Origin of the sequence: Peribacillus sp. NPDC046944 (assembly GCF_050272735.1) — a bacterium.
Taxonomy (GTDB): domain Bacteria; phylum Bacillota; class Bacilli; order Bacillales; family DSM-1321; genus Peribacillus.
The window spans coordinates 518,258-533,492 of record NZ_JBNNML010000003.1; the positions used below are offsets into that span (position 1 = coordinate 518,258).

Here is a 15,235-nt window from a genome sequence, read left to right on the forward strand (position 1 = left end):
CCATTTCAAGACAAGTTTCACCTTATGAAAAAGAGAGTGCCCATAAGGACACTCTCATACTGGATTATTTCGTTGATTGACGTTTTTCGATGCGGTGCGGCAGAATCACTTTTTCTTGCCCCTCCACCAATTCCTGATTCATCAATTTAGTTAGCAACCTCATGGATACGGCCCCGATATCGTATAAAGGCTGAACGATGGTCGTGATCTGCGGGCGGACCATCAAGGTTAACCGTGTATTGTCGAAGCTGATTACCTCAAAGTCCCCTGGTACATTAAACCCTTTATCCTGAGCGGCATGAACGATGCCAAGTGCCATTTCATCGGCTCCGACTATGATTGCTGTCGGCCGATCTTCGGCTTCAAGAAACTTATCAAATGATTCAATTCCTGAATCATATGTATAATCGCCTTCCACCAGTAAACTTTCATCGAAAGAAAGCCCCGCTTCTTTCAATCCCTGTTTGTAACCAGTTAATTTCTTCTCATTAATAGGCGCGGACAGATTCCCGCTCACATAACCTATTCGCTTGTGGCCATTTTTGGCAAAGGACATCACGGCATCAAACGCTGCCGCTTCATAATCAATATTGACCGATGGCACTTGCCCGCTTTCTTCGACGGAACCGGCCAATACGATGGGAACCGGTGAGTTCTTAAACTCCTTGACATGCTCGTCCGTGATGTTTCCACTCATGAATACGATACCATCTACTTGTTTACCTAGCATCGTATTCAATAAATGAAATTCCTTATCTATGTTTTCATCAGAACTGCTGAGAATGATATTGTATTTATACATGGACGCTATATCTTCAATACCACGTGCCAACTCCGCAAAAAAGATGCTGGAGATATCCGGAATCACGACACCTACCGTCGTTGTCTTCTTGCTGGCTAGCCCACGTGCCACTGCATTAGGGCGATACCCTAACCGGTTAATCACATCTGCGACTTTTTTCCTTGTCGCAGGTTTAACATTCGGATTCCCGTTTACTACGCGAGAAACGGTGGCCATCGAAACATTTGCTTCGCGGGCCACATCATAAATGGTTATATTATTCATTATTACATTCCTCCATTTGTTTCATTTTTTCCAATAAAGCATCAAATATTTCAAAGAAGATTCTATTATACGTATTTTTCTTATACGGAAAATTAATCGGTTAACGGAAGTCTTTCTATTAATTTTTATATAAGCATAGCTTATATAGATATCTTCATTATGTATGATTCTAACTCAGAACAGTCCTCATCTTTTAACTTATCATACGATAGTAGAATGCTTCCTGCAATCCAATAGTGTCTTTTTCAGGACTTTTTCTGCAAAAACAAGTATTTTACCATTAAAAAAAGCCCTTGCCAAGATGGTAAGGGCCGAATGTACATATATTTCAAATATTCTTTCTTAAACCGTTACCCAGTTCAATCGTTTAATTTCGTTATAGAAATCATCAAATTGCTTGAAGTCCATCTGCTGTGCAGAATCAGATAAAGCAACAGAAGGATCTGGATGAACTTCCGCCATCACTCCATCTGCACCAATGGCAAGAGCTGCTTTAGCCGTTGGAAGAAGAAGGTCACGACGTCCGGTAGAATGGGTTACATCCACCATGACAGGTAAATGCGTTTCTTGTTTCAAGATCGGAACAGCAGAAATATCAAGCGTATTTCTTGTTGCTTTTTCGTACGTACGGATACCACGTTCACAAAGGATGATGTTTCCATTACCCTGTGACATGATGTATTCCGCTGCATGGATGAATTCTTCGATCGTAGCTGCAAGTCCACGTTTTAGAAGGACTGGTTTGTTTACGGCACCTGCCGCTTTCAATAAATCGAAGTTTTGCATGTTACGTGCACCGATTTGGATGACATCGATATGTTCAACCGCTGCTTCCATATCATTTGCACTTACGATTTCACTGATGACTGCCAAACCATATTCATCTGCAACCCGCTTAAGGATCTGTAATCCCTCTAAACCAAGTCCTTGGAAGTCGTATGGCGATGTACGCGGTTTGAATGCACCACCACGCATAAGCTTCAGGCCTTTTGCTTTGATGACTTCAGCAACTGCAGCCGTTTGTTCATAAGATTCCACGGCACATGGACCGAATACGAAACTAGGAATCCCGTTCCCGATAAGTTCACCTTTGATGTCGATGATTGTATCTTCCGGTTTTTGTTTTCTGGAAACAAGAAGCGTCTTCTTCTGATCATCTTTTTGAAGTTCTAAGCCTAATTTAAAGATTTCCTTGAAGATATGTTTAATCGAACCTAGGTCAAGAGGACCTTGATGATTCGCTTCAATAAGATCCAACATGATTCTTTCACGGACTGGATCGTAGCGGTTTACGCCCTGTTTTTCTTTAACGCGGCCGATTTCCTGTACTAGTCCCGCCCGTTGATTAATCAGTTGCAATAACTGAAGGTTTACATCATCCAATTGATTACGCAATCCATCAAGCTCTCTATTGCTCATTCCAAATCCATCCCTTCGATTTTAAAAATATCAACGATTTCACGATGGAAAACCCGTACTTTTTACCTGTTCGAATTTTCACTCATTTCAATCGATAATTTAAGCTATGAAAATTTTATAATAATTCATGTATAATTAAAAACAATTATAAATGAAATTCTTGTAAATGTCACTACTTTTTTCTTTATTAATTAAACGCTTTTAAGTACTAAAGTAATATATTACATAAAAGAAGGTGTCACTGATGCACGAAAAACTGTTTGCCTTGGACATTGGAACGCGTTCCGTTGTAGGAATTATATTAGAAAAAGAACAGGAAAGCTATAATATTATCGATATTCTATCAGAAGAGCATTCGGAGCGGGCCATGCTGGACGGTCAAATACATGATGTTCTAGCTGTGGCTAAAGTCATCTCTCACATTAAGGGCAAACTGGAGGAAACTCACGGTCCCCTAAGAAAGGTTTCTGTCGCTGCAGCCGGTAGGGCCTTGAAAACCGAACGGGCGAAGACGTCTGTCGATATAGTTGGGAAACCGATGCTGACACATGAGGATATCCTCCACCTCGAATTCAGTGCTGTCCAGGAAGCCCAGGCGACCGTGGCAGAACAATCAGACTCCCGGTCCACTTATTATTGTGTTGGTTATTCGGTTTTATACTATCGCCTCGATGGACAGGAAATCGGAAGCCTGATCGATCAGAGCGGGGAAGAAGCGTCAGTTGAGATCATCGCCACCTTCCTGCCCAAGGTCGTTGTTGAGTCCCTTTTAGCTGCCTTGAAAAGATCGGGATTGGAAATGCAGGCTCTTACGCTTGAGCCGATTGCGGCCATCAATGTCCTCATCCCGGCCTCCATGCGCCGCCTTAACGTCGCCTTGGTCGATATAGGGGCGGGGACTTCCGATATAGCCTTGACCGATTCAGGGACCGTCATCGCTTATGGAATGGTACCAATCGCTGGGGATGAAATTACCGAGGCCATAAGTGACTACCTGCTCCTGGACTTCCCTCTTGCAGAAAAGGCGAAAAGGGAATTGCTCGATCAAGATTCGATAACGGTCACTGATATTCTTGGATTTTCCACCGAGATTGCCAAGAGTGATATCATCGAACATATTCATCCTGCACTCGATAGGTTGGCTGAAGCCATCCGTTTAGAAATTCTCTCCTTGAATAATGAGTGTTCACCAAAAGCGGTGATGCTTGTCGGAGGTGGAAGCCAAACACCGGAATTATGCCGGCTTTTAGCTGAAAAACTAAACTTGCCAAGTAACCGTGTGGCAATCCGGGGCGTCGATGCGATCCAGAACCTTGGCATTTCGTCTGAAATCCAAAAAGGGCCTGAATTGGTAACACCGATTGGGATTGCCATTGCTGCCGATAAAAACCCGATTCAATACATGAGCATCACCGTTGACGGGCACCCCATCCGCTTGTTTGATATGAAACGAACAACAGTGGGGGATTGCCTGCTCACAGCAGGTATTAAGATGAGTTCTTTATATGGAAAACCCGGCATGGCCAAAATCGTCACGATCAACGGAAATCAATTTACCCTTCCCGGAAACCATGGAAAGAAATCGGTGATTACCTTAAACGGAACGGAAGCTTCTTTAGATGATGAAGTGAAGGATGAAGACGTCATCGTAACCTCAAAAGGGGAAGACGGTGAACCGGCCATTTTGCGCATACTCGATGTATTGGATGATATCCCTAGAAAAACCGTGATCCTTAACGGTACAGAGTATACCATCGAAGCCTCCATTACCAGAAATGGCAAAGCTGCCTCCATCCATGAATTAATCGAGGATCATGATCAAATAACTTGCAGGATACCAGTAACGATTAATGAGTTGATCAAAGAACTTCACTTATCCGAACTTCTTGCTTGCCTTGAACCGTTATCTATTAAATTGAACGGAAAGTCCATTCAGCTTCCCTCGTGGACGGGTAAAATCAGCAAAAATGGACTGGCAACAAAACGGACGTACTCCTTTGAAGATGGCGATGAATTAGAAGTGGTAAATCCAGCCCCTCCTACTTTATTAGAGGTGATGGAAGCTTTACAAATCCAGCATACCCACAACGTCCCTGTTTTTTTTGAAGGCAAACAAGTCATTCTGTCTAAAAATCTGGCAGAATTCAGACGCGGTGACGAGCGATTGAAAGATACGGACATCATCCAGCCAAATGATGACCTCAGTATGATCGAACATAAGGTGGAACCTTTTATCTTTCAAGACCTTTTCCGTCATGTGGAAATCTTTATGCCTACCACAGGGAATAGCCGATTCATTCTCATTAAAAATGAGCAGGAAACTACTTTTCACGATGAACTTGCCCCCGGTGACCAATTAAGAATTCTTTGGCCCACCACTAGTTGACATAGAAACAGTCTCATAAAATGAAAAAGGCAGGCATGTTGATTCAACAACACGCCTGCCTTTCATCATTTATTGAGAGATTGCTTTGCCTAGAGAATCTTCTGTAATTCTCCAATGGGATTCATTCCATGTAGGCGTGCCATTTTTAAATAGGATGGCTTGGGGGGATTGATGTTTGATTTCAAAAGTTTCCGCCACATGGTTGGAAAGCGGACGCGCTTCTTGCACGGCCAAGTAGGCCGTCTTTAACTCCGGGTGTTCAGCGATGAACTTTTGATAGTGCTCAAAAGCTTCCGCACTGACTGGGCAAGTAACACTATGCTTAAAAAGTAAAAAAAGATCTTCCGTTACGAGCTCATTGAATTGTTGTTCCGTTTCGATTTTAGTAAGTGTCATGTGTATTAACCCCTTTCGATTTCAGAAAAAAGACGATGAAGTCATCGTACCACTTCATCGTCTTTTTTGACAATTATTGTGCATACCTTCGCAAATATTGAGCGATTGAAGCATACATTATTTTTTTAATTTATTTTCGGTTTCATCAAAAGCTTTTTTTGCTTCATCTAATTTTAGCTTTGCCGTATTTTTGTTTCCGCTAGTCGGGTCGGCTTGTGTATTTTTTGACTTATTGTCTTTACTTTCAGGCATATTGGTTTCAACGGCTACGATTTTCGAATCGGAAGTTCCCGTTACATCAATATCCTTATTGCTTGAGTTCGTAGTATCATTAGCTGCATCGCCATTTTCTTCTTTGCCCGTTTTTAAGTTCTTCACTTTATTGACGATATCTGAAGATTTACTAGAAACCAATTCAGTAACCGTTCCTGTTTTTTCTTTAGCGGTATCAGCCAAAACCGTACCTTTTTCCATCGCGGTTTGTCTTAGCTTCTCTGTTTTCTCGGAAAGGCTCTTAGCTTGTTCGTTGAAATCATTTCTTAATTCCTTGCCTGTTTTCGGAGCCATGAATAAAGCTGTAGCCGCTCCGATCATTCCGCCGATCAAGGCGCCGATCATGAAGTCCTTCGAATTGATGGAATCGCGTGCTTCCTCGTATGATTTTTGATATTCGCTTGTAGGATATTCTTTTTGCGTCATGTAACATTCTCCTTTCAAATTTGGGAATTTTTTTATTTACCTGGTGTTAAGATCTAGATCGTAAAAACCTTTTTTTTGGTAGGTTATCTGTTTCAAGTGCTTCTCTTTCTATCTCTGCCTGTTCATATGCAGTTGGAGCGGTTTGCTTGTTCCTGGCCTTCCATTTATCACGGATTTCCATGGCCACGTTACTCCATTGAACGATTTGGGAAATTCGTTCTTGGTTGTTATCGATTTCTGCCTGCACTTTATTAGAAACCTTTTGGACGGATGTATTGAAGCTAGAGATGGAAGTCCCTACATCTTTCACTGCATCCACCACTGTGTTCAGATTTTCAGATTTCTGTTGCAAGTCTTCTGCTAACGAGTTTGTTTTATGTAGTAGCTGGGTAGTTTCAACCGTTATGCCTTGCATTTGGCTTTCAAGTCCCGTCAGCGTCCGGGCCACGCTGTCCAAGGTAGTTTGTAGTGATGTGAGTACCTTTGTTAAGAAGATAACAAGGACCAGGAAAGCGATTGCTGCCACTGCAGCACTTACGTATAATATGATCTCCATTGGAACACCTCCGAAAAAAAATCGACATATTTAGTAACTGTTTAGTTATTAATTACCCCTTCCCCGTTATTATAAACGTATTTAATTTGTGAATATACCCTATCTATACCTGTTTTGGAAATATTGATAGCGGAAAATTTCGACTAATTGAGACCAATGGATGAAATTTCTACAGCTAATCAGGTATGATAGAATAATAAAACTAAATATTGGAGGTATTCTACATGAAAGATCCTAGAATCGAGATACTTGCACATAATCTGATAAATTATTCAGTGAAACTCCAAAAGGGTGAAAAACTCTTGATAGAAAACTTTGGATTGCAACGCGAACTGGTCAACGCCCTTGTAAAAGAAGCGTATGCAGCTGATGGGTACCCATTCGTCCTCTTAAAGGACCATCAAGTGGATCGCGCCTTATTAATGGGTGCACAGGAAGAACAATACAAGATGATGGGTGAATTCGAAGCGAACGTGATGAGCCAGATGGATGCATATATCGGGCTTCGTGCCGGAGATAATATCAATGAGCAATCCGATGTGCCCGCAGACAAAATGGCGATTCATGGTCAAACGATCGGAAAAGTACATAGAAATATCCGCGTTCCTAAAACGAAATGGGTCGTGCTCCGTTACCCGACGAATTCTATGGCTCAATTAGCCAAAATGAGTATAGAAGCTTTCGAAGATTTCTATTTCGAAGTCTGCAATCTCGATTATGGAAAAATGAGCGTAGCCATGGATAGCCTTGTTGATTTGATGGATAAGACCGATAAAGTCCGCTTAACTGGTCCCGGGACAGACTTATCTTTCTCCATCAAGGACATTAAAGCCATCAAATGTGCAGGTGAACTGAATATTCCTGATGGTGAGGTGTACACAGCACCTGTTAAGGACTCGATTAATGGGGTCATTTCTTACAATACTCCATCTCCTTATCAGGGCTTTACTTTCGAAAACGTGAAGTTAACATTCAAGGATGGAAAAATTGTTGAGGCGGTGGCCAATGATACTGAACGCATCAACAAAATCTTTGATACAGATGAAGGCGCCCGTTATGTCGGTGAATTTGCTATCGGTGTAAATCCTTATATTCTACATCCGATGCAAGATATCCTCTTTGATGAGAAAATTGATGGAAGTTTTCACTTCACCCCTGGACAATGTTATGATGAAGCCTTTAATGGCAACCATTCGAGTATTCACTGGGACTTAGTCAATATCCAGCGCCCTGAATACGGCGGTGGGGAAATTTACTTTGACGATGTGCTGATCCGAAAAGATGGACGCTTTGTTCTACCTGAACTTGAATCATTAAATCCAGAAAATTTAAAATGACCTACTTCAAGCAGATCATGCTTGTGATTCCATAAAAAATGACCAACCCATTTATGGGTTGGTCATTTTTCATTTAACTTGCAGCGACTCCTCATAAGCAGCCTGGAATTTTTGAATATCCCCTGCACCCATGAATAGGACTACACTGTTTTTATGTTTTTGTAATTGCGTTGTTGTTTCCTCTGTAATAAGCTCGGCACCAGGAATTTTCTCCTGAAGATCTTCAATCGATAGTTTTCCATGATGTTCACGGGCAGATCCAAAGATTTCACATAAGTATACTTTATCGGCTAGATTCAGGCTGTCGGCAAACTCATCCAGGAATGCTTGCGTTCTTGAGAAAGTATGCGGTTGGAAGACCGCTACTATTTCACGCTCTGGATATTTTTGACGCGCTGAGTCAATGGTTGCTGAAATCTCTGTAGGATGATGGGCATAATCATCAATGATGATTTGACTCTCCATTTCCTTTTCGGAGAACCGGCGTTTTACGCCTTCAAAAGTGAGTAACTGAGCCTTCACGGCTTCCGTATCCAGGTTTTCATATTTACACAGTGCAATGACACCTAAAGCATTCAACACACTATGCTTGCCAAAAGTCGGAATGGAGAAAGTATCGTAATACGTGTTTCTCACATTCACATCAAATGTCGTTCCCTCCGGAGTGACGGAAACATTTTTCGCTTGAAAATCGTTTCCTTCCGCAAATCCGTAAAAAATGACCGGTACTTTTGCTTGAATATGCGGTAAATGCTCGTCGTCCCCGCATGCAATGATCCCTTTATTGACTTGTAGGGCCATCGTTTGGAATGCCTCGAACACGTCTTCCACATTGGCATAGTAATCTGGATGATCGAAGTCAATATTCGTCATGATTGCATAATCAGGATAATAAGAAAGGAAGTGACGGCGGTATTCACATGCTTCAAATACGAAGTAAGTAGAATCCACGATTCCTTTTCCAGTTCCATCCCCAATCAGATAGGATGTTGGTTTGGCACCACCCATGACATGGGCCAGCAAGCCTGTAGTCGACGTTTTACCATGTGCCCCGGTAACGGCAACACTTGTAAAGGTCTTCATGAAATCACCAAGAAAACGGTGATAACGTATCACTGGTAAACCAAGTTCCATTGCTTTCACGATTTCCGGATGGGTATCCGGGAACGCATTACCTGCAATGATGGTCATTCCAGGCTGAATGTTTTCCTCGTTGAAAGGAAGGATTTTTATCCCAGCTTTTTCTAACGCTATTTGTGTAAAGAATTCTTTTTCATAGTCGGAACCTTGCACTTGAATATTCATATCATGCAATATTTGAGCAAGCGCACTCATTCCCGAACCTTTGATACCCACAAAATGGTAAGCAGTCATATAACGAACCTCCACCAATCGTCTATCTGTATGACAGTATATGACGTCATGTTTATTTGTTTTTTCATTACGAAAACTTGCTCGAATTGTACTTTTCGCCTAGGTTTTTATACGTACTTTTTATTTATTCATCGACAAAAATATATTATATCACCTTTTTATTCATACATCCATGTCAGGGAGATGCCATTTTATCAAATCATTGGCTTTTCTATTCCATTCGCTTTAGAATTTATATCTCGCCCTTCACATTATATACAGAACCCTAGTATAGGTTCTCTTAATTTACGTGTAAAAATTCAAGTTCTTCCTCGGTAATCAGTACATCCCGTGGCCTGCTTCCCCTCGATTCAGAAACGACGCCCTGCTGTTCCATCATTTCTATCAGACGAGCTGCACGGTTGTATCCTACTCGGAAACGCCTTTGGACACTAGAAGCCGAAGCGGCCTGCTGATGAACGACGAATTCACATGCCTCAAAGAATAACTCGTCCGCTTCTTCCGTCACTTGGGCACGATTCAACAAATCTTCTTGTTCAAATAAATATTTTGGCTTCTGTTCCAGTTTCACATGATTGACCACTTGATCGATTTCTTCATCGCTTACAAAAGTCCCTTGCAGACGGACCGTTTTTGATGAACCGTTTTCCGCAAACAACATATCCCCTTTTCCTAACAGTTTCTCTGCCCCACCGCTATCAATGATGGTTCGCGAGTCGACTTGGGATGAAACGGAAAAAGCGATTCGAGTCGGGATATTCGCCTTGATTAAACCAGTGATAACATCCACGGACGGACGCTGTGTCGCCACAATTAAGTGAATGCCACAAGCACGGGCCTTTTGAGCGATGCGGCAAATCGCTTCCTCGACATCTGCCGGGGACATCATCATTAAATCGGCCAATTCGTCAATGATTACCAAGATATATGGCAGCTTATTGGAATATTGGCCGGCTTTTTCAGCCTGGTCATTAAAACGGCTGATATCCCTAACTCCTGCATGGACAAATAGTTCATAGCGGCGTTCCATTTCCTCCACTGCCCATTTCAAGGCCGCAGTGGCAGCTTTCACATCAGTGATGACCGGACTGACCAAATGGGGAATTTGGTTATATGGAGCAAGCTCAACCATTTTTGGATCAATCAACATCAATTTCAGTTCCTGAGGCGTTGCTTTATACAGTAAACTAACCAACATCGTATTGATGCACACGCTTTTTCCCGATCCCGTTTGCCCCGCAATCAGGCCATGCGGCATCTTTCTTAAATCGGTGATGATCGGCTGGCCTGAAATATCTAGTCCCAGCGCAACAGCGAGCGGTGATTCATGCTCTTGAAACTCAGTACTCTCCAAAACCTCACGCAAAAATACAGGCTTGCTCTTCCGATTCGGAATTTCAATGCCGATGGTATGCTTACCTGGAATGGGAGCTTCCATTCGCATATCCTGAGCCGCCAGACTTAACTTGATATCATCCATGAGGTTCGTCACTTTATTCACTTTCACACCCGGTTCAGGATGGACCTCGAAACGAGTGACCGCCGGACCTTGCGTCACGTTCACGACTTTTGCCCGGACATTGAAGTTTTTCAGTGTCTCGTCCAGCAATACGGTCTGTTCTTCGAGCCACTCATCATCATGTTCGGCATATGTGGGAGGAGTCAATAACTCGATCTTTGGAAATACATAATACGGATTTTCCTCATCTTCTACAGAATCGACTAGTCCCGTACTGACGGGATGGGCTGCTTCCATAGGCTCTGGAACAGCAACCTCCCGTTTTTCTTCATGTTCAACAACTTCCGCTTCTGGAATAACCGGAGAAATGGGAACCTCGTTCGTCTCGAAATGCGATTGTTTCTCGTGCTCAGGTAGCGAAGGAGTTACGGGTTCATACCGAACTTCCTCAGCCCTTTGTGGTTCAGGTGTATCCATCCGTTCTTGAATGGCTTCTTCCTCAACCTGCACTCCTGTAGCAACGGGAATGGGTTCGCTTTCCAACGTAGTCCATGATGTTACAGGCTTTTCAGTGGGTCTCGTTTCAACAGCCACTACTCCCCTTTCGATTTCAGGGCTTTTTTTTTCCGCTTTAAAAGGATTTAGGAATGTAGCCTTTTCTTTATCCTGCTTTAACATCATGACATTAAAGGGGATATGCTTTTTCGGGCGTTTAGGCGATTCCTCGGTTTTCGGTTCCGTCCCCTGATCAAGGACTTCGGGATCAACAGGATCCTCGGCGATATATGCCGGGGCCTCAGGCTTACCTTCTTCGGCTGGAACGACAGTAGGTTCAACGGCTTCCATTATCCCGACCGCCACTTCCTGCCCAAATTCCACTTGCTCCGTTTCTTGCTCTTCAACTTCTTGGTCTACCGGAAATTCTGAAGCAACTGGTTCCTGTTCACTTGTCGCCGCCTTGGGGTCCGTATCCTCATTCCGGCGCATATAGGCAGGAACCTCGGAAATGGCTTCTTCTTTTTTTTCCTCTATCTGTTCTGGTACAAGAACGGAAGGTTCACGGGTCAATTCCTCATAAACCTCTTCCTTTACCTCGTTCGGAATAATCGTTGGAACCTCAGGCTCTTCTTTTTTAAGAACAGGAAATTTGCTCTCTAATTCAAATTCGACCGATTTGACCACTTTTTTTTCCGGTCGCCGAAACCCATAAACAGGTGAGGGGATTTCCGTCGGTCGGAATGGGGTATTGGATGGCAGGATCTTTTGAGTAGCGATCCGTTCAGCGTTCTTCCGTTTCTGCTCGGGACTCTGCTTAGGCCTTTTGGATTCATAAGATTCCGTATCCTGTTTATGCTCCCGCTCCTCTCTTCTCTTTTCCCTAGGCTTTCTCACACGTTGTTCCTTATCAGGTATCAGAGGGAATTTAAATTCCCCTTTTGGATATTGAAACAAGATCTTCGTATCCGGATCTTTCGTTTGGGACATTTTTGCCACCGTTTGATTGTATGCTTCGATTTCTTCCTTCTTTGTCTTGGGAAGTTTAGAAAAGTCCATCTTCTTTAAAGTCTCTTTATCGATCGGTTCATCTATTATTATTTCTTCAATCTCAATAATTTCCTCTGCTTGGAACCACTTTTTCATTTTATTTAGCCACTTCAAACCTATCACTCTTTCTACTATCTGTAATTATGTAACTAATTCTACCAGTATTTTTTGAAATATCGAGAGAAATTAAGGTTAATAGGGATATATATGTAGTTTTTTGCAAATTTCTGCAGGAATCATCCCAATTTCACATAACTCTTAACCTATTTAAACCCCTTTTCATATGAGTTTAAACACGTTCTAATTATATAGTCTACTATTTAATTAAAACACCTCTGTTAAACAGAGTTTACAATGAGATTAAGTTTTAATACAAAATATTATATTCCCTAGGGTATAACAAAATAAGCCCCTGCCGAGTTTGGAAATCCATCCAAAGAGACAGGAGCCCTATCATTATTCATCCATCCGCTTACTTATTGTTCACGCTTTTTATTTTTACCCATAATGAAGACCGGCTCTAGCTCATCTTCCTCATAAAGGAAAGATAACGCCGTAATCGGTACGTGGCCACTGGCGAAAAAGCTCATCGCCATTTGTGCGAGTACATCATAGCCAGTATCATTTTGCACATCGGCAATGATGATGACATCTTGATGAGGAATGGCCACTGCCATGGTCCCCGATATCTTTTCCTTCATTTCACGAAGCCATGATTCATTAAGAATCCGGCTCGCATCATAGCCATCATTTGTATTCAAGAAATAAAAGGTGTTCCCCGCTACGATATCCGACTTCAATTTAGTCGAGAGGGAGCGGACGTTGAAACGGGCAATCTCCCGGATCCTATCTCCCTGCCAGTCTTCGCGCTTGAGCATTTTCTCATCGATCAAACGGTAGGTCTTGCCCAAATCCAACGCATAAAAGACACGTGTTTCCGCCGTATGGTCGTCGAACAAAAAGGGATTGCCCTCTTCTGCCTCCATTGGAAAAGAAGTCGAACGGATCACAGGAAAAATGAATTTCTCCTTGCCCTCCATGCTATGTTCTTCCCCCATTACATTCAGTGCCTCATCTACGTAATAGATGACTTCATCAATGGCTTTTTCTTGGATATTTTCGTAATTTGCAAGCACCGGTGGAAGTTCAACCGTGATGCCTTTACCGGTCTTTATATTTTCGATCCGTAACGTGTCCTTCTGGCTATCGAATTTGAACGTACGATTTTCATCCGCTAAGCGTTCTTTTAATATGTTCTTCAGCTTTATGCTATCCATTTTCATGGCTGACCCTCCTATCCATTGAAAAATCCCCTAAAGAAGGGGACCTTTCATTATAATGATGAAATGAATTCTTCAATCTGTTCTTGTGTTTTACGGTCCCTGCTCACATATCTGCCTAGCTCTTTACCGTTTTCATATCCGATGAAGCTAGGAATTCCAAAAACATCATTAGCAGCGCATACATCGATGAATTTATCGCGATCTACATGAATGAACGTGAATTCAGGGAACTTCGCTTCTATTTCCGGTAGGATTGGTTCAATCACTCGGCAATCGCCACACCATGTTGCCGAGAAAAGGAAAATATGTTTTCCTTCATTTTTTAATGCATCGTATTGTTCAACAGTTTGTAAGTTTTCCATCTTATTATTCCTCCAGCTCTTATGAAATCCATCTAGTTATTTTATAATTCCATCATACCAGACTCCGCTTCAATCAACCATCAATACGGATTGTAATAGAGAGCACAAAAGGTCCGGTATGGGTACGCCGGACCTTCTTTCACCTCTGTGGAACGGAAGAAACGATTTCCATCATTTTCTCCGCCTCATCCTTTAAATCCTCTTTCCCCGTCTTGGTTGTGAGCTTGACCCCGCCGCTTCCTACGGAAAGCTCATATTTCTCTTCCGATAATTCCATGATGGAAATAAAACCGAACTTATCATCATTCTGAAAGGATTCCAGTGTCAAATAATGAGTTTTCTGCTCCTTTGCCGTCAAAAATAGTTGCGAGCTTTCGCTGTTTTCATTTGGATTGACAAATAATATATAAGCCTGTTGACCACTTTTCAGGATCAAGTTATTCTCATGTTCCTCTTCTATCTTGAAATTTTTAGGCAGATACACCTTTATAAGCCCCACTTTTGTATTCGGTTGCGGCGCTTCATCCCGAAAAGCGGAAACCGTTGCTGTCACGGCCTTATCCACCTGCCTTTCAATGCCTGAACAACCGACTGCCAGGATGCTCATCAAAAAGACGATCAGAATTTTTTTTTGGGGTGGGACCTTCAAGAATTCCTCCTCCTTTTCAACAATCTACCGTTACCCTCTTGTCTTTACTTATATCCTAATTTATGAAATCCATCCATTTTCTTAAAACATGATACAATGTAAGCAAATTAGATAATAAGGAGGATCATCATGAAAGTAACGGTTTACCTGGCTGGAGAAATCCATTCAAATTGGAGAAGTGAATTAAAAGAGAAGGCGGCCGCTTTAAAGCTTCCTTTAGAATTTGTCGGCCCAATGGAAAATCATGAACGCTCCGATAATATCGGGGAAGATATTCTGGGGAAACAGCCGACCCCCGTTTTAAAGGATATGGCAGCTTCTCAAATCAATAATTTGCGTACAGGTCTTTTGATGAAGCAAGCTGACCTTGTCGTTGCCCTATTTGGAGAGAAATATAAGCAGTGGAATACTGCCATGGATGCAAGCACCGCGGTCTCACTTGGCAAACCACTTATCTTGATCCGCCCAGAATCCCATCACCACGCGCTAAAAGAATTATCTGAAAAAGCAAGCGTCACAGTCGAATCGGTGAACCAAGCCTTAAAAGTCCTTTCTTATATATTCGAAGATGGAAAATGAATGAAGTTAAAGGCACTCTTATGGAGTGCTCAGTTTGTAGACAAAAGGGGTTCGGAATGGTTTCATTCCGAATCCCTTTTGATATTTTCTTGGAATTTTGCTCAAGATTAAGAGCTTGGGTCTCT

General features: G+C 42.3%; 13 protein-coding genes. 3 read left to right on the top strand and 10 right to left on the bottom strand.

The features are described from left to right. Positions 1-64: 64 nt before the first annotated feature. Positions 65-1,066, bottom strand: a complete 1,002-nt coding sequence (ccpA, locus tag ACQKIC_RS08155) for a catabolite control protein A (RefSeq protein ID WP_402874904.1) — start codon at positions 1,064-1,066, stop codon at positions 65-67. A gap of 342 nt (positions 1,067-1,408) precedes the next feature. Continuing rightward, complete coding sequence (locus tag ACQKIC_RS08160) at positions 1,409-2,485, bottom strand: bifunctional 3-deoxy-7-phosphoheptulonate synthase/chorismate mutase (protein WP_402874901.1); 1,077 nt, start codon at positions 2,483-2,485, stop codon at positions 1,409-1,411. Between the two features lie 244 nt (positions 2,486-2,729). Here ACQKIC_RS08160 and ACQKIC_RS08165 point away from each other — a divergent pair, with 244 nt between their 5' ends. Then, entirely contained in the window at positions 2,730-4,871 is a 2,142-nt protein-coding gene (locus ACQKIC_RS08165) for a cell division protein FtsA (protein ID WP_402874898.1), read from the top strand. A 69-nt stretch (positions 4,872-4,940) separates the two neighbouring features. On the opposite strand, the gene ytxJ is transcribed toward ACQKIC_RS08165, so the two are convergent. The 3 genes from ytxJ to ACQKIC_RS08180 form a co-directional block, all read right to left on the bottom strand. Next, positions 4,941-5,267 (bottom strand): bacillithiol system redox-active protein YtxJ, encoded by a 327-nt coding sequence (gene ytxJ / locus ACQKIC_RS08170; RefSeq protein ID WP_402874895.1) that lies wholly within the window; start codon positions 5,265-5,267, stop codon positions 4,941-4,943. A gap of 117 nt (positions 5,268-5,384) precedes the next feature. Then, positions 5,385-5,966 carry a YtxH domain-containing protein gene (locus ACQKIC_RS08175; RefSeq protein WP_427590645.1) on the bottom strand — a complete coding sequence of 194 codons (582 nt, stop codon included), beginning with the start codon at positions 5,964-5,966 and terminating at the stop codon, positions 5,385-5,387. Positions 5,967-6,012: 46 nt separating this feature from the next. Further along, positions 6,013-6,522: a DUF948 domain-containing protein gene (locus ACQKIC_RS08180; protein ID WP_402874888.1), complete on the bottom strand. Its 510-nt coding sequence runs from the start codon at positions 6,520-6,522 to the stop codon at positions 6,013-6,015. 224 nt (positions 6,523-6,746) lie between these two features. On the opposite strand from ACQKIC_RS08180, the gene ACQKIC_RS08185 reads away from it, so the two are divergent. Then, positions 6,747-7,859: an aminopeptidase gene (locus tag ACQKIC_RS08185; RefSeq protein WP_427590646.1), complete on the top strand. Its 1,113-nt coding sequence runs from the start codon at positions 6,747-6,749 to the stop codon at positions 7,857-7,859. Positions 7,860-7,928: 69 nt separating this feature from the next. Here ACQKIC_RS08185 and murC read toward each other — a convergent pair whose 3' ends face one another. The 5 genes from murC to ACQKIC_RS08210 form a co-directional block, all read right to left on the bottom strand. Next, complete coding sequence (gene murC / locus ACQKIC_RS08190) at positions 7,929-9,233, bottom strand: UDP-N-acetylmuramate--L-alanine ligase (protein WP_402874880.1); 1,305 nt, start codon at positions 9,231-9,233, stop codon at positions 7,929-7,931. A gap of 280 nt (positions 9,234-9,513) precedes the next feature. Continuing rightward, on the bottom strand, positions 9,514-12,333 hold the full coding sequence (locus ACQKIC_RS08195) for a DNA translocase FtsK (RefSeq protein ID WP_402874877.1): 2,820 nt from the start codon (positions 12,331-12,333) through the stop codon (positions 9,514-9,516). Positions 12,334-12,713: 380 nt separating this feature from the next. After that, complete coding sequence (locus tag ACQKIC_RS08200; RefSeq protein WP_402874971.1) at positions 12,714-13,514, bottom strand: DUF1444 domain-containing protein; 801 nt, start codon at positions 13,512-13,514, stop codon at positions 12,714-12,716. Positions 13,515-13,570: 56 nt separating this feature from the next. Then, complete coding sequence (locus ACQKIC_RS08205; protein WP_402874874.1) at positions 13,571-13,882, bottom strand: thioredoxin family protein; 312 nt, start codon at positions 13,880-13,882, stop codon at positions 13,571-13,573. Positions 13,883-14,021: 139 nt separating this feature from the next. Then, positions 14,022-14,531: a hypothetical protein gene (locus ACQKIC_RS08210; RefSeq protein WP_407407254.1), complete on the bottom strand. Its 510-nt coding sequence runs from the start codon at positions 14,529-14,531 to the stop codon at positions 14,022-14,024. Between the two features lie 129 nt (positions 14,532-14,660). On the opposite strand from ACQKIC_RS08210, the gene ACQKIC_RS08215 reads away from it, so the two are divergent. After that, complete coding sequence (locus ACQKIC_RS08215; RefSeq protein ID WP_402874867.1) at positions 14,661-15,110, top strand: YtoQ family protein; 450 nt, start codon at positions 14,661-14,663, stop codon at positions 15,108-15,110. The last annotated feature ends 125 nt before the right edge of the window (positions 15,111-15,235 follow it).